The 23155-nt window shown below is 70.4% G+C and carries 18 protein-coding genes; 1 reads left to right on the forward strand and 17 read right to left on the reverse strand.

Annotated features, from left to right (window positions below; genetic code table 11):
• Window positions 1-9: 9 nt before the first annotated feature.
• A complete protein-coding gene (gene gltB / locus AB0H88_RS00705; protein ID WP_357639446.1) occupies window positions 10-4518 on the reverse strand; it encodes a glutamate synthase large subunit in 4509 nt (1502 codons plus the stop codon).
• 211 nt (window positions 4519-4729) lie between these two features.
• On the opposite strand from gltB, the gene AB0H88_RS00710 reads away from it, so the two are divergent.
• On the forward strand, window positions 4730-6265 hold the full coding sequence (locus tag AB0H88_RS00710) for a bis-aminopropyl spermidine synthase family protein (protein ID WP_357639448.1): 1536 nt from the start codon (window positions 4730-4732) through the stop codon (window positions 6263-6265).
• A gap of 96 nt (window positions 6266-6361) precedes the next feature.
• Here the strand turns inward: AB0H88_RS00710 and AB0H88_RS00715 are convergent, their stop codons facing one another.
• The 16 genes from AB0H88_RS00715 to AB0H88_RS00790 form a co-directional block, all read right to left on the reverse strand.
• Window positions 6362-6955: a hypothetical protein gene (locus tag AB0H88_RS00715; protein WP_357639449.1), complete on the reverse strand. Its 594-nt coding sequence runs from the start codon at window positions 6953-6955 to the stop codon at window positions 6362-6364.
• Window positions 6955-7773: a hypothetical protein gene (locus tag AB0H88_RS00720; RefSeq protein ID WP_357639452.1), complete on the reverse strand. Its 819-nt coding sequence runs from the start codon at window positions 7771-7773 to the stop codon at window positions 6955-6957. Before AB0H88_RS00720 ends, AB0H88_RS00715 begins: the two co-directional genes overlap by 1 nt.
• On the reverse strand, window positions 7770-8474 hold the full coding sequence (locus AB0H88_RS00725; RefSeq protein ID WP_357639454.1) for a VIT1/CCC1 transporter family protein: 705 nt from the start codon (window positions 8472-8474) through the stop codon (window positions 7770-7772). Before AB0H88_RS00725 ends, AB0H88_RS00720 begins: the two co-directional genes overlap by 4 nt.
• A complete protein-coding gene (gene lgt, locus AB0H88_RS00730; RefSeq protein ID WP_357639457.1) occupies window positions 8471-9622 on the reverse strand; it encodes a prolipoprotein diacylglyceryl transferase in 1152 nt (383 codons plus the stop codon). Before lgt ends, AB0H88_RS00725 begins: the two co-directional genes overlap by 4 nt.
• 26 nt (window positions 9623-9648) lie before the next feature.
• Window positions 9649-10401 carry a thioredoxin domain-containing protein gene (locus AB0H88_RS00735; RefSeq protein ID WP_357639461.1) on the reverse strand — a complete coding sequence of 251 codons (753 nt, stop codon included), beginning with the start codon at window positions 10399-10401 and terminating at the stop codon, window positions 9649-9651.
• On the reverse strand, window positions 10401-10883 hold the full coding sequence (locus AB0H88_RS00740; protein ID WP_357639464.1) for a MauE/DoxX family redox-associated membrane protein: 483 nt from the start codon (window positions 10881-10883) through the stop codon (window positions 10401-10403). Before AB0H88_RS00740 ends, AB0H88_RS00735 begins: the two co-directional genes overlap by 1 nt.
• A 192-nt stretch (window positions 10884-11075) precedes the next feature.
• Complete coding sequence (locus AB0H88_RS00745) at window positions 11076-14996, reverse strand: endo-alpha-N-acetylgalactosaminidase family protein (RefSeq protein WP_357639467.1); 3921 nt, start codon at window positions 14994-14996, stop codon at window positions 11076-11078.
• A 267-nt stretch (window positions 14997-15263) separates the two neighbouring features.
• Complete coding sequence (gene trpA, locus AB0H88_RS00750; protein WP_357639469.1) at window positions 15264-16064, reverse strand: tryptophan synthase subunit alpha; 801 nt, start codon at window positions 16062-16064, stop codon at window positions 15264-15266.
• A 112-nt stretch (window positions 16065-16176) separates the two neighbouring features.
• Window positions 16177-17382: a tryptophan synthase subunit beta gene (gene trpB, locus AB0H88_RS00755; protein WP_357641957.1), complete on the reverse strand. Its 1206-nt coding sequence runs from the start codon at window positions 17380-17382 to the stop codon at window positions 16177-16179.
• A gap of 38 nt (window positions 17383-17420) precedes the next feature.
• The gene (trpC, locus tag AB0H88_RS00760) at window positions 17421-18260 is read right to left on the reverse strand and encodes an indole-3-glycerol phosphate synthase TrpC (protein ID WP_357639471.1); all 840 of its coding nucleotides are present in this window, start codon (window positions 18258-18260) and stop codon (window positions 17421-17423) included.
• A gap of 119 nt (window positions 18261-18379) precedes the next feature.
• Complete coding sequence (locus tag AB0H88_RS00765; RefSeq protein ID WP_357639473.1) at window positions 18380-18811, reverse strand: DUF2752 domain-containing protein; 432 nt, start codon at window positions 18809-18811, stop codon at window positions 18380-18382.
• Complete coding sequence (locus AB0H88_RS00770) at window positions 18811-19404, reverse strand: CD225/dispanin family protein (RefSeq protein WP_357639476.1); 594 nt, start codon at window positions 19402-19404, stop codon at window positions 18811-18813. The genes AB0H88_RS00765 and AB0H88_RS00770 overlap by 1 nt, the downstream gene beginning before the upstream one ends.
• Before the next feature lie 118 nt (window positions 19405-19522).
• On the reverse strand, window positions 19523-20095 hold the full coding sequence (locus AB0H88_RS00775; RefSeq protein WP_357639479.1) for a DUF4190 domain-containing protein: 573 nt from the start codon (window positions 20093-20095) through the stop codon (window positions 19523-19525).
• A gap of 129 nt (window positions 20096-20224) precedes the next feature.
• Window positions 20225-20821 (reverse strand): Trp biosynthesis-associated membrane protein, encoded by a 597-nt coding sequence (locus AB0H88_RS00780; protein WP_357639481.1) that lies wholly within the window; start codon window positions 20819-20821, stop codon window positions 20225-20227.
• A gap of 71 nt (window positions 20822-20892) precedes the next feature.
• Window positions 20893-21243 carry a phosphoribosyl-AMP cyclohydrolase gene (gene hisI, locus AB0H88_RS00785; protein WP_357639484.1) on the reverse strand — a complete coding sequence of 117 codons (351 nt, stop codon included), beginning with the start codon at window positions 21241-21243 and terminating at the stop codon, window positions 20893-20895.
• Between the two features lie 95 nt (window positions 21244-21338).
• Window positions 21339-23123, reverse strand: a complete 1785-nt coding sequence (locus AB0H88_RS00790) for an ABC transporter ATP-binding protein (RefSeq protein ID WP_357639486.1) — start codon at window positions 23121-23123, stop codon at window positions 21339-21341.
• Between the last annotated feature and the right edge of the window lie 32 nt (window positions 23124-23155).

The raw sequence follows: 23155 nt of genomic DNA on the forward strand, positions 1-23155 counted from the left end.
ACGCCTCCCTTAACCCTGAACCGCGGCGGCCATGACCGCCTCGTCGATGTCCCTGCCTTCGATGCGGGCGGCCTCGGCAGCCTCCATGACCCGCTTGTAGTCGGTCGGCATGATCTTGCCGAACCGGGCGAGCGCCGCGTGCCAGTCGGCCAGCAGCTCCTTGGCGACCGGTGAGCCGGTCTCCGCGAAGTGCTTCTCGACCGTCTCGCGCAGGAACTCGCCGTCCTCCTCGGTGAGCTCCTCGATGGCGACCATCTCGCGGTTGACCCGCCCGAGGTTGAGGTCGAGCAGGTAGGCGACGCCGCCGGACATGCCCGCCGCGAAGTTGCGCCCGGTCGGGCCGAGGACGACCGCCTTGCCGCCGGTCATGTACTCGCAGCCGTGGTCGCCGACGCCTTCGACGACCGCGGTGGCGCCGGAGTTGCGGACGCAGAAGCGCTCGCCGACGACGCCGCGGATGAACGCCTCCCCGGACGTGGCGCCGTAGAGGGCGACGTTGCCGGAGATGATGTGACCGTCGAGCGGGGCCTCCTCGTGCGGCCGCAGCGTGATGCGCCCGCCCGACAGGCCCTTGCCCAGGTAGTCGTTGGCGTCACCGGTCAGCCGCAGCGTGATGCCGCGCGGGAGGAATGCCCCGAACGAGTTGCCCGCCGAGCCGGTGAAACTGATGTCGATCGTGTTCTCCGGCAGGCCGGCGCCACCGTAACGCTTGGTGACCTGGTAGCCGAGCATGGTGCCGACTGTCCTGTTCACGTTGCGGATCGGCAGCTCCAGCGTGACCGGGGTGCCGTTGTTCAGGGCACCTTCGGCCAGCTGGATCAGCGTGTTGTCCAGCGCGTGCTGCAGCCCGTGGTCCTGCTCGACCGTGCGGCGCAGCGGGGTCCCCGCCGGCAGCTCCGGCTGGTGGAGGATCGGCGACAGGTCGAGACCGCTGGCCTTCCAGTGGTCCTCGGCGGCCGTCATGTCGAGCAGCTCGACGTGCCCGATCGCCTCTTCGAGCGAGCGGAAGCCCAGCTCGGCGAGGTATTCGCGGATCTCCTCGGCGATGAACTCGAAGAAGTTCACCACGAACTCGGGCTTGCCGGTGAAGCGCCTGCGCAGCTCGGGGTTCTGCGTGGCGACGCCCACCGGGCAGGTGTCGAGGTGGCAGACCCGCATCATCACGCAGCCGGACACGACCAGCGGAGCGGTGGCGAAGCCGTACTCCTCCGCGCCGAGCAGCGCGGCGATGACCACGTCACGGCCGGTCTTGAGCTGGCCGTCCACCTGCACCACGATGCGGTCGCGCAGCCCGTTGAGCAGCAGCGTCTGCTGCGTCTCCGCCAGGCCGAGCTCCCACGGCGCGCCCGCGTGCTTCAGCGACGTGAGCGGCGAGGCGCCGGTGCCGCCGTCGTGGCCGGAGATGAGCACCACGTCGGCGTGCGCCTTGGACACGCCCGCCGCGACCGTGCCGACTCCGACCTCGGCCACGAGCTTGACATGCACGCGCGACTCGGGGTTGGAGTTCTTCAGGTCGTGGATGAGCTGGGCCAGGTCCTCGATCGAGTAGATGTCGTGGTGCGGCGGCGGCGAGATGAGGCCGACGCCGGGCGTGGAGTGCCGGGTCTTGGCGATCCACGGGTAGACCTTGTGGCCGGGCAGCTGGCCGCCTTCACCGGGCTTGGCGCCCTGGGCCATCTTGATCTGCAGGTCCGCCGCGTTGACCAGGTATTCGCTCGTCACGCCGAACCGGCCCGACGCCACCTGCTTGATGGCGCTGCGCCGCCTCGCGTCGTACAGGCGCTCCGGGTCCTCGCCGCCCTCGCCGGTGTTGGACTTGCCGCCCAGCTGGTTCATGGCGATGGCGAGCGTCTCGTGCGCCTCCATCGAGATGGAGCCGTACGACATCGCGCCGGTGGAGAACCGCTTGACGATCTCGGAGACCGGCTCGACCTCGTCGATCGGGATCGGGCTCCGGCCCTCCTTCAGCTTGAACAGCCCGCGCAGCGTCATGAGCCGCTCCGCCTGGGAGTCCACCATGCCGGTGTACTCCTTGAAGATCTCGTAGCGGCGCGTGCGGGTGGCATGCTGCAGCTTGAAGACCGTCTCGGGGTTGAACAGGTGCGGCTCGCCCTCGCGCCGCCACTGGTACTCGCCGCCGATCTGGAGCCCGCGGTGCGCGTTCGGCACCCTCGGGTAGGCGTGCGCGTGCCTGCGGGCGGCCTCTTCGGCCAGCACGTCGAAGCCGACGCCGCCGAGCCGCGAGGTGGTGCCGGTGAAGCAGGCGTCGACGACCTCCTGGCTCAGGCCGAGCGCCTCGAAGATCTGCGCGCCGGTGTAGGAGGCCACGGTGGAGACGCCCATCTTCGACATCACCTTGATGACGCCCTTGCCGTAGGCCTTGATCAGGTTCCGTACGGCCTTGTGCTTGTCGACCTGGAGCACACCGGTGTCGACCAGGTCCTCGACGGTCTCGATGGCCAGGTACGGGTTGACCGCGCCCGCGCCGTAGCCGATGAGCAGCGCCATGTGGTGGCACTCCCGCGCCTCACCGGTCTCGACAACAAGACCGATCTTGGTGCGGGTCTTCTCCTGGATCAGGTGGTGGTGGACCGCCCCGGTCAGCAGGAGCGCCGGGATCGGCGCCAGCGTGTCGGACGAGCCGCGGTCCGACAGCACGATGATGCGCGCCCCGTTGGCGATCGCCTCCGACGCCTCGGCGCGGATCTCCTCCAGGCGGTGCAGCAGCGCCGCGCCACCGCCCGACACCTCGTAGAGGCCGGAGATCACGTGCGGGTCGAAGCCGGGCAGGTCGTGCTCGTCGTTGATGTGGATGATCTTGGCGATCTCGTCGTTGTCGATCACCGGGTACGGCAGCACGAGCTGGCGGCACGACGCGGGCCCGGGGTCGAGCAGGTTGCCCTCCGGCCCGAGCACGCTGGCCAGCGAGGTCACCAGCTCCTCGCGGATGGCGTCCAGCGGCGGGTTCGTGACCTGCGCGAACAGCTGGGTGAAGTAGTCGAACAGCAGCCTGGGCTTCTCGCTGAGCACCGCGACAGGCGTGTCGGTGCCCATGGAGCCGATCGGCTCGGCACCGTTCCTGGCCATCGGCGACAGAATGATCCGCAGCTCTTCCCCGGTGTAACCGAAGGTCTGCTGCCGCTTGACGAGCGCCTCGTGCGTGGGGATCTCCCGCTGGCGGGCCGGCAGCTCCTCGAAGCGGACCAGGCCGGCGTGCAGCCAGTCCTCGTACGGCAGCGCGGCGGCGAGCTCGGCCTTGATCTCGTCGTCTTCGATGATCTTGCCGCGGGCGGTGTCGATGAGGAACATCCGGCCGGGCTGCAGGCGGCCCTTGCGCACCACGTCTTCTGGCTTGAAGTCGAGCACGCCCGCCTCGGAGGCCAGCACGACCAGCCCGTCGGCGGTCACCCAGAAGCGGCCCGGGCGCAGGCCGTTGCGGTCGAGCACGGCTCCGGCCAGCGTGCCGTCGGTGAAGGTGATCGACGCGGGGCCGTCCCACGCCTCCATCATCGAGGAGTGGAACTCGTAGAAGGCCCGCCGCGCGGGATCCATCTCGGTGTGGTTCTCCCACGCCTCGGGGATCATCATCAGGACGGCGTGGGGCAGGCTCCGGCCGCCGATGTGGAGCAGCTCCAGGGCCTCGTCGAAGGATGCGGTGTCGCTGCCGTCTGGATCGCAGATCGGGAAAAGTCGCGACATGTCGCCCGGGATCTGGGCGGATTCGAGCATCGCCTCGCGGGCCCGCATCCAGTTGCGGTTGCCCTTGACCGTGTTGATCTCGCCGTTGTGGGCGATGTAACGGTAGGGGTGGGCCAGCGGCCAGCTCGGGAAGGTGTTGGTGGAGAAGCGCGAGTGCACCAGCGCGATCGCGCTCTCGTAGCGCTCGTCCGACAGGTCGGGGAAGAACGGCTCGACCTGGTCGGGGGTGAGCATGCCCTTGTACACGATCGTACGGGCGCTCAGCGAGGGGAAGTAGACGTCCACCTCGTGCTCGGCCCGCTTGCGCAGGCAGAACGCCAGCCGGTCCAGCTCGAGCCCCGACTCTCCGTTGGGGCCCGCCACGAACAGCTGCGTGAAGTGCGGCATGACGGCTCTGGCGCTCGGCCCGGGCAGCGCCCGGTCGACCGGCACCTCGCGCCAGCCCAGGACGTTCAGGCCTTCCTCGGCAGCGATCTCCTCGATCATGCGGAAGGCGATGTCGCGCGCCTCACCGTCGAACGGCAGGAAGGCCATGCCGACGGCGTAGTGGCCGGACTCGGGCAGCGCGAAGCTCACGTTCGTACGGAAGAAAGTGTCCGGGATCTGGGTGAGAATCCCGGCTCCGTCGCCTGTGTCAGGCTCGCTACCCTTGGCCCCCCGGTGATCGAGATTGCACAGCGCCGTCAGCGCCTTCACCACGATCCCGTGCCCGCGGCGCCCGGCGACGTCGGCCACCATGGCGACTCCGCAGGCATCATGCTCGTTGGCGGGGTGGTAGAGGCCCTGGGGCTCGGGGAACCCGAGGTGGGCAGCAGGCATTGAATCCCTCCCGTCGTCATCGTCTGTCAAGAACTGCTCTACAGGCGGGGACGACGTTGGCCCTGCTGCGTGTGCGTAGAGGCTACAACACCCTGCCGGAATAGTTCCCGCCTGGTCCACATCGCGAACATTGGCGACAATCCCGACATACGGCCTGCTATGTCCCAAACACCGGACTGGAGGCCCGGAATTCCCTCGATAGGGTTGGACCATGGACCGTGACGGGGTGGAACGCCTGCTCGACGAGGCCGGAGTCGACGGCAGACGGCTCAGGCACGCCCTGACGCTCCTCTGCGACGGGCAGTGGTGGACCCTGTCCGACCTGGTCAGGGAGGCGGCGACAGCCCGGCGGACGATCGAGGCGCTGCTGCGCGAGGTCCCGTTGGAGCGCTCTGGCGACAGGTTCCGGGTGCCGCTCACGCATTCTCCCGATTTCCAGGACCTGCTGGCCGTGGCCCCGCCCCCGGCCGACCCGGTCGCCTACCTGCTCCCCCACTACACGCAGGTGCTCGACCGGCTGCGCCGCCTCATCGACGGGGCGCCGCGCTCCCGCCACGCGCTGGACCACGTGGCCGCCACCCCCGACACCGTGCTGCGCAGGGCGCTGCTGCTCGGTTCCCGCTTCTGGCTGCGGGGCGCGAAGCTGCTGTTCGTGGGCGACCACGACCTCACCTCGCTGGCCGTCAAGCTGGTCCATCCCGAGGCCGAGGTCACCGTGGTCGACATAGACGAGCGCATCCTGGCCTATCTGGACGCCCAGGATCTCGGCGTGCGCACCCGGTGGGCCGATCTGCGGCTGTCGCTGCCACCGTCGGCCCGCGAGCACGACCTGGCCGTCACCGACCCGCCGTACACACCGGAGGGCGTCGGGCTGTTCGTGGCGCGCGCGATCGAGGGGCTCAAGGACGATGGGCGGGTGCTGCTGGCGTACGGGGCGAGCGAGCGCACTCCGATGCTCGCCCTGAAGGTGCAGAACTCCCTCTCCGCCCTCAACCTCACATATGACGCTATTTACCCAGATTTCAATAGATATTTCGGGGCGGAAGCCATCGGCTCCGCCGCCGACCTCTACGTTCTGCGTCCCACCACCAAAACCCGTCCCGCCGTCACCGCCCGTCTCGACCGCCTGACCACCGCCATCTACACCCAGGGCCCCCAGTCGATCGAGTCCACCGGCTCCTCGGCGGCCGACAGCTCCTCGGCGGCCGACGCCGACCTGCTGGTGGGTGACTGGCCGAAGGAGCTGCCGCAGCCCCGGGTGAAGCTGTCCACGTGGCTGGCCAAGCCCTACGCCGCCGCCGTGGAGCGGGTGGCGATCGCGCTGCCCGCCGGCCTGGAGGCCGCGCTCCCACGCCTCCTGCTGGCCACGCGCGCCGCCCGGGTGCGGGTCCTGCTGCCCGCGCCGACCCCCCTCCCGGACATCCTGGGGTCCGTCTATGAGCTGACGTCCGACGACGGTGTCCTGGACGCCGTACGGCTCCCGCAGCCGATCGGCGACGAGGCCGGGGTGCTGCGGCGGATCCTCGACAACGGGCACGGCAAACTGGCCAACACCTGGCGCGAGGGGCTCATCGCGCTGGCCCGCTCACAGGGCACCACCCTCACCAAGAACGACGCCCGCTCCCTCATCCGCCAGGCGGCGCCCTGGGCCGAGGGCGTCACCCCACTGGAGACGCCCCTCCACCGCCTCGCCGACCTGCCCACCACGGTCTCCGCCACGGTCACGGCCCTGTCCAAGACCACCTGACCGCGACCGCGGACGCCAGGCCCGCCAACGCCGGGCCCACGTGATCTGGGCCCGCCGACGCCGGGCCCACGTGAGCTGGTCCCGCCGACGCCGATGTCAGGTCGCGGCGACCACGCGCTTCTGGATGATGTGCCCGAGCCCGTCGAGGGCGACGAGCTGCGACACCAGGTCCCCCGCATCCTCCGGCCGCACCGGCCCCACCCAGGCGACGGTGACGTAATGGCCGAGCGCCCTGGCCTGCGCGCGGCTGCGTACGGCGTCGAAGGGGACCGCCTGCCGGACGAACCCGTCCTTGGCCAGCGCCTTCACCAGCGCGTCGGCGGCCCGCCCGTCGGTGAGGTTGAAGATGACGAACTGCCCCGCCCCCGAGTCGCCCGTGTACGTGGCCCGGAGCGCCTGCGTGCAGCCCGCCGCCGAGGCGCCCCAGAGGGCGTCGTCACAGTCCGCGAGCTGCTCGGCCGAGGCCCGGCGCAACCCGCCGAGCGTCTGCGTGGCGGGGGTGAACACCTCGTCCACGGTCAGCGGAGCCGCGTCACGCTGCCGGGAGTCGATGAGGGAGTAGAGCGCCGAGGTCGGCTCGCCACGGAAGGTGGACGGCCGGGCCTGGGGCCGCAGGAACAACAGCCAGCCCGCGACGGCGAGCACCGCCACCAGGGCCACGCCCAGCGGGATCACGACGCGGGCGCGCATCAGGACGCCGGCCCGGTGACCGAGACGACCCGGCGGTAGACGGCCTTCTCGGCCCCCCGGAGCGTCAGCGAGAGCGAGACGAAGTCGTCCTTGGGCGTGGGGGCGGCGCCGTCGGCCCGGCCGATCCAGACGAGCCCGACATAGTGCCCCAGGGCGTAGCCCCCTCCCTCGGTGTGAGCTCCCGGCGGGAAGGCGGTCTTGCCGGAGCCGACCGGGCGCGACCAGCCGCCCCGGTAGAGCGTCTTGAGCGACTCGACCAGCTCACTGGCGGCCTTGCCGTCGCCCAGGTTGAGCAGGGTGTACTGGCCCACGTAGCGGCCGTCCGGGGTGGTGTAGGCACCGCGGGCCGCCTGGCTGCACTCCGCGTCGGCGACCAGGTCGAGGAGTTCCTGGCCCCAGACGGCGGCCGAGCAGTCGGTGTCGAGCTTGCTGCCGGCCAGCTTGAGAGTGAGTTTCTTCTCACCGGTGAGCGTCTTCTGCCCGAACACCTCCTTCTCGGTGAGCGGCGTGCGGTCCTTGGCCCGGTCGGCGATCGGATCGAACAGCTTGGGCGAGGCCCAGCTGTGGTAGACCTCCGGCAGCGCCGCGTCGGCCTGCACGATGGGGGCGCCGGTGCGTTGTTCGGGGGTGTACTGGCCCAGCGAGTTCACGAAGGCGACCAGGGCGAACGCCGCGACCAGCACACCCACCGCCGACACGATGATCACCAGGAGCTTCTGCTTCTTGGGGTCCATCCCCAAATCGGTGAGCAGGGGGAACTGCCAGTCGGAGCGCGCGGGCCGCCGGCGCTTGCGGGTCGCCGTTCTGGAGGCCGTCACAGCCCACCCGCCCCGATCAGATTGCCCAGCCCGAACGTGAGCCCGGCCGCCACCACTCCGACGATCAGCTGCCGCAGCCCGGAGTACAGCCAGGAACGCGCGGTCACCGTGGAGACCAGCGCCCCCGCCCCGAACAGTGCCAGGCACGAGATGACCGCCGACACCCACAGGCTCGTCACGCCGACCAGGTACGGCGCGAGCGGCAGGAGCGCCCCCACGCCGAAGGACAGGAACGACGAGCCCGCGGCCACCTTGGGCGAGGGCAGGTCGTGCGGGTCGACGCCGAGCTCGCTCTGGGCGTGGACCTCCAGGGCCTGGGCCGGGTTCTCGGAGATCTGCCTGGCCACCTCGGCGGCCAGTTCCGGCGTCACGCCCCTGCTGATGAAGACCTGGGCGAGCTCTTCCTGCTCGGCCTCGGGGTGGCGTTCGAGCTCGCGGCGCTCGACGGCGATCTCGGCCAGGGCCAGCTCGCGCTGGCTGGCCACCGAGACGTATTCGCCCCCGGCCATCGAGAAGGCGCCCGCCGCCAGGCCCGCGATGCCCGCCAGGGCGATGACCTTGGTCTCGCCGGTGCCGCCCGCGACACCGGCGATGAGCGCGAAGTTGGACACCAGGCCGTCCATCGCGCCGAACACCGACGGCCGCAACCAGCCGCCGGTGACGTCACGGTGCTGGTGGTGCTGCTCCGCGCCCCCGCTCATCTCGAGTTCTTCTCCTGCTGAACGGCCTCGGGGGTCTCCTCCTGCTTCGCGGTCGCGTCGCCCTCGCTCGCGTCGCCCTCGCGGGCGGGCTCCTCGCGTACGGGCTCCTCGCGTACGGGCTCCTTGTCCGGCGCGCCGTCCTCAGCGACCACCGCCGGGTCCGGAGCATCCGCGCCTGCGACCTCAGGATCCGGGGTGTCGTCCGCTTCCCCGGCCTCTGAAGCGGCCTCCGAAGCCGCCGTGGTGTCGCCTGCCGAGTCGGCCTGGTCGACCCCGTGGGCCGGATCCGGGCCGCTCGCGGCGGCCTCCCGCTCGGCGGCCGGGAGGATGAACTCCTCGCTGTCCTTGTTGCGGGTCAGCCAGAAGTAGACCAGCGCTCCGATGAACACCACGATCGACGTCCACTGGTTCAGCCGAAGCCCCAGGAGCGTCACCGCGTGGTCCACCCCGCCGACGGGGTCGATCCGCAGCCCCTCGATCCAGAACCGCCCCAGCGTGTAGCCGGCGACGTAGAGGGCGAACAGCCGCCCATGGTGCAGCGCGAACCGCTTGCCCGCCCAGAGCAGGACGAAGCCCAGCAGGAGATCCCAGATCGACTCGTACAGGAACGTCGGGTGGTAGAGCACTCCCGGCTCGCCCCCGTGCAGCTGGTCGATCTCCAGACCCCACGGCAGCGTGGTCGGCCCGCCGTACAGCTCCTGGTTGAACCAGTTGCCCCAGCGGCCGATCGCCTGCGCGAAGATGATGCCGGGCGCCACCGTGTCGGCCACCGCGCTGAGCGACAGGCCGCGCCGGCGGCAGGCCAGCCAGACGCCGACGCCGCCGAGCGCGACCGCGCCCCAGATGCCCAGCCCGCCTTCCCAGATGAACAGGGCCTGGTAGGGCTTCTTGATCGCGCGGTCGCCGAAGTAGGTCTGCCAGTCGGTGATGACGTGGTAGAGGCGTCCGCCGATGAGACCGAAGATCACCGCGGGCACGGCGATGTCGATGATCGTGCCCGCCTGGCCGCCACGGGCGCGCCAGCGGCGCTCGCTCAGCCAGACGGCGAAGATGACGCCGAGCACGATGCACAGGGCATAGGCCCGGATCGGCACGAATCCGAGATACCAGACCCCTTGGGAAGGGCTGGGAATCGAGGCAAGGGGCATGTCAGGTGAGGGTAGCGGAAGCGGGACTACTTGGCCGCCTTCGTGACCGCATCGCGAAGATCCTTTGGCGCGAAGACGACCTTGTTGTCCAGGGCCGTGCCGTTGAGCTTGACGGTCGGCGTGCCGGTCAGCTTCTGCTCCTTGCTGACCTTGGCGCTGTAGTCGAGCTGGGCCTGTACGTTCTTCTGGCCGGTGATGCAGGTGTCGATACCCGCCCCCGTGGCCCCGGCCTCCTTGGCCCAGGCCACCATCTGGTCGGTCTTGAAGCCCTCGACCGTCTCACTGGGCTGGTTCTTGTAGAGCAGGTCGTGGAAGCCGGCCCATTGCCTGCCGTCGGTCAGACACCGGGCGGCGGCGCCGGCCCGCAGGGAGTTGGATTTCGTCGGATCGCTGGTGAAGATCGTGATGGGGTGGTAGACGACCTTGGCCTTGCCCTCGGCCGCGAGGTTCCTGAACGTGCTGCCGCTCACCTCCTCCATCTGCTTGCAGGCGGGGCACTGGAAGTCCTCGAAGATGTCGATGACGGGCTTGGTGACACCGCTCTGGGCCATGGTGACCGACCCGTCGGGGTTCACTGTGGTCGGCGGGAGCGCGCCGCCGACCTGCTCCGCCTGCGACGTGCTGGCGGCGTACCAGACGCCGAGCCCGACCGCCGCCACCGCGACCGCGCTCACGGTCGTGTAGGTGACGGCTTTTCTGCGCCGGTCCCGCGCACGGTCGGCGGCCTGCTGCGCCTTGATCTTCTCCCGTGCGGACTTCGCACGGTCCCCCTTGCTCATCAGCCGATCCCCTCTTGTTCATCGTATTCACGCTCGCCGCCCGCCAACCCGAGTGCCGAGTCGAGCGCGAAGTGTCCTGGCGGGAAGCGCACGATCCAGGCGCCGAGCACCACGAGACCGAAGTCGCGCAGGATGTCGAGCAGGTAGGCCGGCTGCTCCCCCGCCCCGAGCTGCCCGCCGCCCCCGAAGCAGCCGCAGTCGATCCGCAGGCCGTGCGCCCACGCCCAGGCGATGCCGAAGACGAAGGCGAACATGAGCAGCCCACCGACCACCCCGGCCACCCTGCTCAGCAGGCCGACGACCAGCAGCACTCCGACCACGATCTCCAGGATCGGCAGGCCGTAGCCCACGGTCGTGGCGAGCGAGTCGGGCAGCAGCTCGTAAGCCTTGACCGCCACGACGGAGTCGGACGGGTTGCCGATCTTCAGCCACCCGGCCACGATCAGCACCCCGCCCAGGACCAGCCGGGCAACGGTCGTCACCCAGGGTACCGCCGTCCGAGCGTTAAGTGACTGTTTCGACGCGACCACGGCTAGGGCTCCTCTTTCTCTGCGCTGGAAAGCGCACAGTATCGGAACCCATCTGACCACGCCCGGGATAAGACTCGGTTAAGAGGGTTTTCCCGCGCGCGGGCCGTACGCGCTGCTCACGGCGCCGGGGCGGACGGCCCCGACTCACCGAGCCCTACCCACAGACGCGCCCGGCCGAGCACCGACCGCGGTCGAACCCGGCCGAGCGTCAACCGCAGATGACCCGGCCTGACCGCAGACGAACTTGGCGGCGCCCCAGTCCGCGTGGTCGTTGCCGTTGCCGTCGCCGCCGTCGCCCGCCACGAGGTCCACGTAGCGGGCCCCGGTGAGGTCGGCGGTCAGGTCGTAGGCCGGATCCGCGGCCCGCAGCACCGGGCTGTGTGCCTTGACCACCCCGTCGGCGACGACGCTGTACTCCACGGACCCTCTGGTGGCCTGGACGTCGTCCACACCGACGGAGGCTGTGAAGGCCGTACACCGGCCGCCGAGGTAGACACGGACGTCGGCGGGCGCGTGCGTGCCCAGCCCCTTGGCGAACCTCTGGCCGCCGATCACGATCGGCGTGCCGTCGGCCGCGCCGAGGTCGCCGTTGGACCGATCGCGCTCGACCGGCCCCCAGCCGTTGGCCGCGCTGACCCACTCCAGGTCGCTCGCCCAGGCCTCCGCCGTGGGTGGCGGAGGCAGCGTCCGTACCGTCGTCACCGCGCCGACCGACTTGGCGGCTCCCGCCGCGGTGTAGGCGGCGTTGGCCTTGAGCTCGTAGGTGTCATAGGGCGTGTCCGCGGGCGGCGTCACCTTCCAGGTGGTCACCCGCTTGCCGCCGGGCTCCACCGTGCCGGGCTCCACCGTGCCGGGCTCCACCGTGCCGGTCCCGTCCCCGGCGGCGGTCCAGCCCTCGGGTACGGTCAGCGTCACCTTGACGTCCTGGGCCGCCACGTCCTCCAGGTTGACGAACGTGGTGGTGACCTCGGAGGCCGCGCCCTGCTCGAACGCGGGCGTCGCGGGCACCACGTCCAGCGACGCGCACGCCTGGGCCTCGGGATCCTCGCCCAGGTCCTTGACGGCGAAGTCGTCGAGGACGAAATCGGCCCCGGCCTGCTCGGGCAGCAGCGAGCGGAGCCCGACCCAGACGTCGCCGCAGCCCGCGACCACCCGCTCGGCGAACCTGCCCGTACTCCGCCGCTCCGGCACCGGCGTCCGCCGGGTCTCCACGCTGGAGGTGCCCTTGTCGTAGCCGGTCACCCAGGCGTAGGCGTCCGCCAGGGCACTCTGGTAGCCGAACGACACCTCATAGGCGTGTCCCGGCTCGAACCGGACGGTCTGCGGCACGGTCCGGTAGACCAGCCCCTGCCGCTCCTCGTGCGCCTTGAGCGACCAGTCGCCGCTGATCACGTCGTCGACGACCTTGCCGTTCCAGCCGGCCTGCGTGTACGGCTCGTACCGCTCCGACAGATGCGTACGCGCGTCGAACGCGCCACCGGCGTCACCCTTGACGAACGGCCCCCATCCCGGCTCGGCGGACTCGAAGGTCTCGATCCCACCCGCCGGATCGCCCCTGATGAGCCGTACGTCGTCCACCCGCACCTTCGCCGCACCGGCGGCGGCCGTGATCCGCAGCGTGACGGACTCGCGCGGCGCGGTGAAGGCGACCTTGACGCGCTGGAAGTAGGTGTCGTGCTTCTCGTCGGAGGCGATGTAGTTCTTCGCGGTCGAGCGCTGGATCGTCGTCTTCCGGCCACCGGCCTCCAGCGTGGTCTGCCGGGACTGCCCGGGTTCGACCTCGACGAACGCCGAGGCGGTATAGGTGTGGCCGGGCTGGAGGCCGCTCAGCCGCTGCTCCAGCCGGACCTGCGGACCGCCGCCGAGCAGGGCCACGCGCTGGCCACGCTCGTTCTTCTGGACGCTCACCGGGCCGGTGACCTGCCAGTCGCGCAGTCCGTCGCCGTTGAAGCCGGGATCGCGGACGCCGCTGCCCTCGCCCCAGCGGGGCTCGGCCTGGGCGGGCGCCCTGCCGGGGTAGAGCACGTACGGCACGCCCGCCTCGGCCCGCAGGGTGATCTTGCCGTCGGCCGGGGTGGCGACGCCTACCCGGACCCGGCCCTGGTCGGTGAGCTTGTAGACGGTCAGCGGCCGGGTGGCGTCCCAGGTGGTGGTGCCGCCGGCCGGGTTGTAGTGGTAGTACTTGCCCGCCCACGGCAGCAGGTACGTGGTGCCGTCGAGCACCTTGTGACCGCCCGCGAACAGCCGGCGCCTGCCGTCCACCACCGTGCCGCGCACGCCTCCGGTGAAGACGATCTCATCGGGGTTCCAGTCGGTGATCTGGTAGTGCTGCAGGAACTTGGCCGGCAGGTTGTACTCCCAGATGTTGCGGTAAAAGGCGGTGAAGTCGTTCTCCGCGGTCCAGCCCTCGAACTCGACGATGCGGGCGTTGCCCAGGATGGGATGGGCGTTCCAGACGTCTTTCTCGCCGTTGCGGATGAACCGGATGATCTGCGAGTTCAGTCCCTTGTTGGTGGCTCCGCCGTAGTTGAGGTCGTTGGCCCAGTGCGACCACAGCGACGAGCGCTCCAGCTTGTCGGCCCATTCGGTGGCCACCTGCCAGCCCTGCCCGCGCAGCTCGGTGAGCAGGCGGTCGGCCACCCAGCCGTGCGGGCGGTACACGTCCACGTACAGGACGGCCAGGTTCCTGTCGGTCTCGGCGCGCAGCCGCTGGAGCCGCTTGGCGAGGGTGCCCCTGGTCAGGTCGCCGCGCTGGTCGATCAGGTACGACTGGTCGAGCCAGTTCCAGCCCTTGGCGTCCTTGTTGACGAGCTGCTCGCTGAAGCTCTTCGCCTCGGGGTAGGACTCGGTGGCGTTGACGTGCACACCGAACGTCGCGTTCCAGTCCTTTCCGGTCTTGAGCAGGGTGTTGAGATCGGCCAGGCCGCCGGCTCGCTTGTTGTAGTTACCGCCGTAGTCGGGGTGGGCCGAGTCGTGGCCCTCCGACTGGTACCCCTTGAGCAGGGCCAGCTGCCCCAGGCCGTCGGTGGCCAGCGAGATCCGCTTGACGTCGTCGAGAGTGCGCAGGAACGGGTGGGTGGCCTGGCTGGAGAAGTTGAACGGGATGTGCGCGATCACCCGGTCCTTGGTCCGGTCCGCGCCCGGCGCCTTGACGCCGATGCTCCTGAAGGCGACGGCGCCGTCCTGCCAGTCGAGGCCGCCGTCGCCGTTGGCGTCGGGGGTGACCACGACCTTGGCCCACGGCAGGTCCTCGGTGAAAGGCGCGCCGGAGCCACGGTAGGTCCACTGACCGCTCCACACGCCGACCCTGATCCGGCCGCCGTCCTCCTGCCTGGCCTGGTGCCAGAAGCGGGCCGCGTCCTTGTCGGTGACGCCTGAGGGGCGGTCGTAGGTGGAGTTCGACTCGACCGCGGCGGCCAGGGCGCCGGTGTTGACGATGGCGTACGAGGCGCCGACCGGGGCGGCGTCGGGCGCCGTGCGCGGGGTGACGACGGCGAAGACGTCGGCCGTACGGGCGGAGTTGGGGTCGAGCCTGGTGAACGCGGTCGCGGCGCCCGGCTGGTCGCTGGTCACCGACACCAGGTCGTGGCCCGGCAGGTCGATGGTGTTGACCCGGAACGCCGCGGTGTCGGTGACCGCGTCGATCGCGAACGTCGTCACCCGGTCCTTGACGCGAATGCTGGCCTCCAGCGTGACGCCCGCCTCGAAGGTCAGCCGGTAGCGGGCGGACGCGCCGTCGGTGCCGCGCAGCGCGACCGTGGCCTCGTACGGGGTGCCGTTCAGCACCACGCCGGGCACGGCGGTGCTGCCGTCGAGGACGGCGCCGCTCGCCTTGTCGGTGTAGCGCAGGATCCTGGGGAAGGCCGGGTCGAGGTCGACGGCCAGTTGCCCGGAGGAGATCCTGACGGGCTTGGCCACGGTGGTGGGCTCGGGGGCCAGGTTCTGCTGCGTGGGGGACGGGGGCGTGGGGCCGGTGGTCGACTGGTCGGGCGAGGACAGCTCGTAGGTGGGCGTCGGCTCCGGAGTGGGCTCCTCGCCTCGTACGGAACTCGCGGCGTCTTGCACGTCTTGCACGGAAGCCGCGGCGTTTTGTGCGGAAGTCGCCGGTACGCGCGTGGCTTGGGCGGGGGCGGCCAGGACGACGGCCGATAAGGCGAGGAGGGCGGCTACGAAGGTAACGGGACTCCGACGCATATATGTCCTTTCACAGGTATGCGTCGTACTGCGTGGGGCCCCGATACCAACACCCGCCGCCGCAACACGCGCCATGGACCGACGCCAGAAATTCTGACACTTGTCCAGTTGCGAGTCGCGTGATTTGACAGAAACGGGTTAGGCGCGGGAGCGGACGCCCCCCGCCATCTCCCGGGCCAGCACGCCGATCGACTCGCGGCCCGCCGCCTCGTCGGGCGCGTCGAGCATCCGGCGGATGAACGCCGAGCCCACGATGACGCCGTCGGCGTAGCCGGCCACCTCGGCGGCCTGCTTGCCGGTGCCGACGCCCAGCCCCACGCACACGGGCAGCGCGGTGTGCGCGCGGGTGCGCTTGACCAGGTCCTCGGCCGCCACGTTGACGGTCTCCCTGGCGCCCGTGACGCCCATCAGCGAGGCCGCGTAGACGAACCCGGTGCAGCAGTCGACGACGGCCTTGATGCGCGCCTCGGTGGAACTGGGCGCCACCAGGAACACGGTGTCGATGCCCGCCGCGGCCGAGGCCGCCCGCCACGGCTCCGACTCCTCCGGCGTCAGGTCGGGCGTGATCGTGCCGACGCCACCCGCGCCGGCCAGGTCACGTGCGAACCGCTCGGCACCGTAGCGGTCGATCGGGTTCCAGTACGTCATGACCAGCGTGGCCGCGCCGGTGGCGGCGACTCCCTCGACCGTGCGCAGGACGTCGGCGATCCGGGTGCCGTTGAGCAGCGACCGGTGCACGGCGTCCTGGATGGTCGGCCCGTCCATGAGCGGGTCGGAGTAGGGCAGCCCGATCTCGATCACGTCGCAGCCGGCCTCGACCAGGGCGGCGGCCGCGGTGATGGCGCCTTCCTTGGACGGGAAGCCCGCGGGCAGGTAGCCGACGAGCGCGGCCCGGTTCTCCGCCTTCGCCGTGGCGAAAACCGTCTGAAGAGTAGTCATGATCGTCCGTTCTCAGTGGTCAGGGGCCGCATCGCCGCCGTCCTTGCCATGGTGCCATCGGCCGCGGTGCTCGGACATCTTCCAGAGCCGGTGCGGCGCGAACCCCGGGCCGTCAGAGGTTGAAGTACTTCATCGCCGTGCCCATGTCCTTGTCACCGCGCCCCGAGAGGTTGACCAGGATGGTCGCCTCGGGACCCAGCTCACGGCCGAGCTCCAGCGCGCCCGCCAGGGCGTGTGACGACTCGATGGCCGGGATGATGCCCTCGGTCCTGGCCAGCAGCGAGAACGCGGCCATCGCCGCGTCGTCGGTCACACCGTGGTAGACCGCCCGCCCGCTGTCCTTGAGCCAGGCGTGCTCGGGCCCGACGCCCGGGTAGTCGAGACCGGCCGAGATCGAGTGCGACTCGATCGTCTGGCCCTCCTCGTCCTGCAGGACGTACGTGCGCGAGCCGTGCAGCACGCCGACGGAGCCGGCGGTGAGCGTGAGCGCGTGCTCGCCGCTCTCCAGGCCGTGGCCGGCGGCCTCGTAGCCGTGCAGCTGGACGCCCTCGTCGCCGAGGAAGGCGTGGAAGATGCCGATCGCGTTGCTGCCGCCGCCGACGCAGGCGGCGATCGCGTCGGGCAGCCGGCCGGTCAGCTCCAGCATCTGGCGGCGGGCCTCGACGCCGATGATGCGTGCGAAGTCGCGGACGATCTCGGGGAAGGGGTGCGGGCCGGCGATGGTGCCGAACAGGTAGTGGGTCGTGTCGACGTTGGTGACCCAGTCGCGGAACGCCTCGTTGATGGCGTCCTTCAGCGTCTGGGAACCGTTGGTCACCGGCACCACCGTGGCGCCGAGCAGCTTCATCCTGGCCACGTTGAGCGCCTGGCGCTCGCAGTCGACCTGGCCCATGTAGATGACGCACTCCAGGCCGAGCAGGGCCGCCGCGGTGGCGGTGGCCACGCCGTGCTGGCCCGCGCCGGTCTCGGCGATCACCCGCTTCTTGCCGAGCCGCTTGGTCAGCAGCGCCTGGCCGAGCACGTTGTTGATCTTGTGGGCGCCGGTGTGCGTGAGGTCCTCGCGCTTGAGGATGATCCGCGCGCCGCCGGCCTGCTCGCCGAAGCGCGGCACCTCGGTCAGCGTGGTCGGCCTGCCCGCGTACGTACGCAAGAGGTGGTCGAACTCGCGTAGGAACTCGGCGTCGTTCTTGGCCTTCTCGTAGACCGCGGCGACCTCGTCGAGTGCCGGGATGAGCGCCTCGGGAACGTAGCGCCCGCCGAAGATGCCGAACTTGCCGTGCACATCGGGGTCGTTGCCGTAGGCGCCGTTACCTGCCAGGTCGGCGGCGGTGAGAATGGTGCCGTCGTTTGCCACTGCTATCCCTCTGCTCCGTGGTCGGGGCGCGTCGCGGGGTGGGCGCCGGCGGTCACCAGCGCCTCCACGGCCTTGCGTGGATCCTTACCGGTGACCAGGCTCTCGCCCACCAGGACGGCGTCGGCGCCGACCCGTGCGTAGGCGAGCAGGTCATGCGGACCCCGCACGCCCGACTCCGCGATCTTGATCACATTATCGGGGACCTTCGGCGCCAGCTTGGCGAACACGTCGCGGTCGACCTCGAGTGTCTTCAGATTACGGGCGTTGATCCCGATGATCCGGGCGCCCGCCGCGACCGCCCGCTCCAGCTCCTCCTCGGTGTGCACCTCGACCAGCGGGGTGAGCCCGATGGACTCGGCCCGCTCGATCAGTGACACCAGGGCCTCCTGCTCCAGGCAGACCACCATCAGCAGCGCCAAGTCGGCGCCGTGGGCCCTGGCCTCCCACAGCTGGTAGGAGGTGAGGATGAAGTCCTTGCGCAGGATCGGGATGTCGACGCGGGCACGGACCGCGGCCAGGTCCTCGAGGCTGCCGCCGAACTTGCGCCGCTCGGTCAGCACGCTGATGACGTGGGCGCCGCCGGCCTCGTAGTCGGCGGCCAGCGCGGCCGGGTCGGCGATGGCGGCCAGCGCTCCCTTGGACGGGCTGGAGCGCTTCACCTCGGCGATCACCGAGATCCGGTCGCCGCCGAGCGCGGCGAGCGCGTCTTTGGGCCCCGAAGCCCGCCCGGCCCGCTGCTTGAGCTCGTCAAGCGACACGGCCTGCTGGCGGGTGGCGAGGTCGGCGCGCACCCCGTCGAGGATGTCGTCGAGGACGCTCGGCCCTTCGGTCCGCTCACTCACGCGCTTGGGGTCCCTCCGGTCGGCAGTTGGGGGCGGCAGAGAGTTCGCATCGCGTCCGCTCCCGGCCTGTCTTGCGATGGTATCGGCCCCGACGTGGTCACCTCACCACAGGCCCCCGACTACGGCGCGAGAAACGCCCCGAATGGCAGGTTTCGGACCACCCAGTACACCAGCACTATGCCGAGAAACGCCCAAAGCCAAGCTGGATGCGCGAGTGTCGTCCGCCGGGGCTTGCCCTGCCAGGCACGGACCAGCCAGCGCCCCCACCAGAACAGCAGAAAGGGGATCATCGCCATGGCGAGCGGGTTGAGGCCGAGCGCGGCCACCGGGTCGAGGTGGGCCAGCGCGTGGATGGTGCGCAACGTGCCGCAGCCCGGACAGTAGAGGCCGGTGGCCCACAAGAACGGGCAGGTCGGATAGTGGCCCGGCTGGTTGGGGTCGATCGTGCCGACGACCGCGAACACCGCCCCCGCCGCGGCGGCGACGCCGAGCGGCGCGAGCACGGACCGGAGCCGGTCGGTGCCGCGCCGCTCGAAGTTCGCGATGTCCATCAGTATCCGGAGGTCGACGTGTTCGCGGCGACGATCACGAAGAGCAGGATGTAGCCGATGACGATGAGGATGTTGATGATCGCGCCGACGATCAGCGCGCGCTTCCACCAGGTCTTGGCCTCTTCCGAGGACTGCACCGCGCCCTGGTAGTCACCGGCCTGCCACTTCGAGTTCACCTGCGACGACTTGACAATCGACACGATACCGAAGGGAAGGCAGCAGAACAGCGTCGTGAGGATGGCCGCGACCAGGTGGTTGTCCGGCGGGTTCTGCGGCGCGCCGTAACCGCCGGGCTGACCGTAGCCGCCGCCGGGGGGCGGGCCGTAGCCGGGAGGCTGGGCGCCGTAGCCGCCACCGCTCGGGGGCTGCTGACCATAGCCACCCCCACTGGGCGGCTGCTGACCGTAACCGCCACCACCACTCGGGGGCTGCTGACCGTAACCACCGCCACCACTGGGCGGCTGCTGACCATAGCCACCCCCACTGGGCGGCTGCTGACCGTAACCGCCACCACCGCTGGGCGGCTGCTGACCGTAACCGCCACCGGGCGGCTGGGCGCCGTAACCGCCGTCGCCCTGGTTTCCGTAGCTCATGCTGATGACTCCTCAAATCTGTGGCGCGTTGCGCGCGGCAGCCTAGCGACAAACCACTATCGACGTGGAATAACGTCCACGTTGCGGACAATTTGTAACCGACTGGATGCCCTGCGGGTCAGTAGCTTCCGGTCGTGGTGGCGGTCGCGAGCCCCACGAAGGTCAGCCAAATACCGCCGAACACGAGCCAGAGGATCGCCCAGAGCACGATCGTGATGTACGAGGTGATCAGGCCACCCATGGCCATGCCCTGACCCTCCTCGCCGGTGCGCTTGATGCGGTTGAGGGCGATGTGGCCGACGATGGCACCGGGGATGCTGGTCAGGCCGCAGAACAACAGCCCGACGATGCCCAGGACGAGCGAGGCGACGGCCAGGCCGCTGGTGGACCTCTGCTGGGCCCCGTACGCACCGTAGCCGGGTTGCCCGTAGGCGCCAGGCGGCTGCTGGCCGTACCCGTACTCGCCGGACGGCTGCTGACCATAGCTGTAGTCGCCGGACGGCTGCTGACCGTAATAACCGCTCGGGGGCTGCTGACCGTACCCCGGAGACTGGCCATAGCCGGGAGATTGGCCGTGACCCGGAGACTGGCCATAGCCCGGAGGCTGACCGTGGCCCGGAGGCTGTCCGTAGCCTCCGCCGGGCGGCTGCGCGCCGTAACCCCCGCTGTTGCCCTGATCCCCGTAACTCATGCCACTGGCACCTCATCCCCTCTTGGCCCGTTGCAGGGAAGCTTATTGACGAAACGTGCGCCGGTCTGGCAACGGTTCAGACCGTGGACTTTTTGTGATGAGCCCGCGACGGAGAGAGGTCGCCCGCGGCTAGGTCGGGTCGTCGCCCCGGTCCAGGGCGTCCCACATGGAGCGGTCGCCGGTGGCCTCAGGACGCTCACGGGCGTACCTGGCGGACATGCCGGCCCATCCGCCACCTCGTACGACGGCCACGACGCCACCCGCGACCATCAGCACCGCCCCGAGGCCGCACACCACGGGCCAGAGCGCCACCAGGTCCCACTGGATCGCACCGGTCGCACGCATGACGTTCCGCTCGCGCAGCCAGCTCAGCACTCCGCTCCCGCCGGCCGCCTGCCACGCGCCGAGCCCGGCGCCCACCCCGCACAGGGCCAGCAGCACGCCGATCACCCGGCGGCCGGCCCCCTTGGTGGCCAGCACGGCCACCACCCCCGCCAGCCCGGCCAGCGCCAGGGGCGTCAGGACCGGACTGAGGTCACCACCGCTCGGCACGGCCACAGCGCCTGTGCCGGTGACACGCACGTTCGTCACCCACGCCCGGCCCGCGGCGACCAGCACCAGCACGCAGCCGAGCGCCGTCACCACCAGCCAAGCGGTCAGCTCCCGGCGCCCCCGCCGAGCCGCGACCTCAGCCGGAGACCCGCCCTGCTCTCCTGCTTCGGACACATCGCCAGCGCCTGGCTCAGGTCCGGTGGCCGACCCGGATCCAGTGTCCTCCGGGTCAGGTCCGGTGGCCGTCATGGTGTGATCGTCACCTCGAGCGCGTCGGCGTCGAAGCAGGTGTGGTCACCCGTGTGGCAGGCCGCCCCCACCTGGTTCACCTTGAGCAGCAGCGTGTCACCGTCGCAGTCGAGCGACACCGCCTTGACGTGCTGCACGTGTCCCGACGTATCCCCCTTCACCCAGTAGGCCCCCCGGCTGCGCGACCAGTAGGTGGCCCGTCCCGTGGTGAGGGTGCGATGCAGCGCCTCGTCGTCCATCCAGGCGAGCATCAGCACTTCGCCCGAGTCGTACTGCTGAACGATCGCGGGCACCAGCCCGTCGCCGTTGCGCTTGAGTCGCGCGGCGATCTTGGGGTCAAGGGACATGTCGTCATTCAACCAGCCGGAGCGGCCGCGCCCCGAATCGACGGCGGCACAGCCGCAGTTCCGGCCTGAGATCTCCAGCATGGCCAGGCAAGACGCTACGAGTGGGCGGCCGACACCCAGGAGGCGTGCAGGTCCGCGTAGACGCCCGGCTCCGTCACCAGCTCGGCGTGCGACCCCCGCTGCACCAGCCGCCCCGCGTCGAAGACGAGCACCTCGTTCGCGTTCTCGGCCGTCGACAGCCGGTGCGCGATCGAGATGGCCGTCCGCCCCCTGGTGACGCCTTCGAGCGCCCGCGCCAGTCGTACCTCCGTCGCCGGGTCTACCGCCGAGGTGGCCTCGTCGAGCAGCAGCAGGTCGGGATCGGCCAGGTAGGCGCGGGCGAGGGCGACGAGCTGGCGTTCGCCCGCCGACATCGACTCGCCGCGCTGGCCCACCGGGGTGTCGAGGCCGGCGGACAGGCCCTCCAGCCAGTCGGCCAGGCCGAGCTCGGTCATGGCCAGCTGGATCTCCTCGCGCGTGGCGGCGGGCCGGCCGTACCGGACGTTCTGCTCCAGGGTGCCGTCGAACAGGAAGCCGTCCTGCGGCACCATCACGATGCGCTCGCGCAGCGAGGAGAAGCGCACGTCGCGCAGGTCGTGGCCGTCGACGGTGACGCGGCCCGCGACCGGGTCCATGAGCCGGGTGAGCAGCTTGGCGAACGTGGTCTTGCCGGAGCCGGTCTCGCCCACGATCGCGATGCGCGAGCGCGGCGGGATCGACAGTGTGACCTCGCGCAGTACGGGAACGCCGCCGGGGTAGTTGAAGTGCACGTCCTCGAAGGCGACGGAGATCGGGCCGCGTGGCAGGTCCACGCCGGAGTCGCCGGGGTCGGCCACGTCCGGCGGGGTGTCGAGGACGCCGAGGATGCGCCGCCAGCCGGCGACCGCGTTCTGGGCCTCGTTCAGCACCTCGGTGGCGGTCTGCAGGGGCGAGACGAACAACGTGACGAGGAACAGGAACGCCACCAGCCGCCCGGCCGTGATCTCGCCCGACAGCCCGAGCCGGACCCCCAGCAGGACGATCCCGGAGATGGCCACGGCGGCCACGATCTCGGTCAGCGGGAAGACGAACCCGACGATCGTCTGCGCCTTGATCTGCGCGGACCTGTTGGCGTCGACGGCGGTGTCGATGCGGTCGGAGGTGCGCCGCTCGGAGGCGTACGCCCTGATGACGGCGGCGCCGACGACGGACTCGCTGACGGCGGCGAGCATGTCGCCGGTCCGCTCGCGGACGGTGGTGTAGGCGCCGGACAGCCAGCGCTGGAAGCGTGGCAGCGCGATCACCAGCGGGATGAAGCAGGCCCAGACCAGCAGCGTGAGCTGCCAGGAGTAGATGAACATCAGCACGCTGGCCACGAGCACCTGGCCGAACGCCACGATGATCATCAGCCCGCCCCATTGCATGAACGTGCTGATCTGGTCGATGTCGTTGGTGACGCGGGAGACCAGGGCGCCGCGGCGCTCGGTGTTCTGGGTGAGCACGGACAGGTCGTGCACGTGACGGAAGCCGCGAACCCGCAGGGTGGCCAGTGAGGACTCGGTCGCCTTATAGAGGCGAACGTTCATGACATATCCGGCGAGGGCGGTAAGGATCACGGCGGCGGCGCACAGGGCGACGGCCCGCCAGATGTACGGCAGGTCGGGGGTGCCGCCCTTGAGGCCGGTGTCGATGGTCTGCTGCACCGCGATCGGCACGATGATCTTGCCGCCGGTGGCGACGACGGCCAGCGCAAGCGTCCCGGCCAGGCCCCTGCGGAACTCCGGCGTGAGCGAGAACCCCTGGCGGATCGTGGCCAGCGCCGACCGCTCGGCGTTGCCGCGGATCCCCTGTTCCACGCTCATGCGCTGACTTCCCGCCCGGCGTTGCCGGAGAT

It is taken from the genome of Nonomuraea sp. NPDC050680 (assembly GCF_040654555.1).
GTDB lineage: Bacteria > Actinomycetota > Actinomycetes > Streptosporangiales > Streptosporangiaceae > Nonomuraea.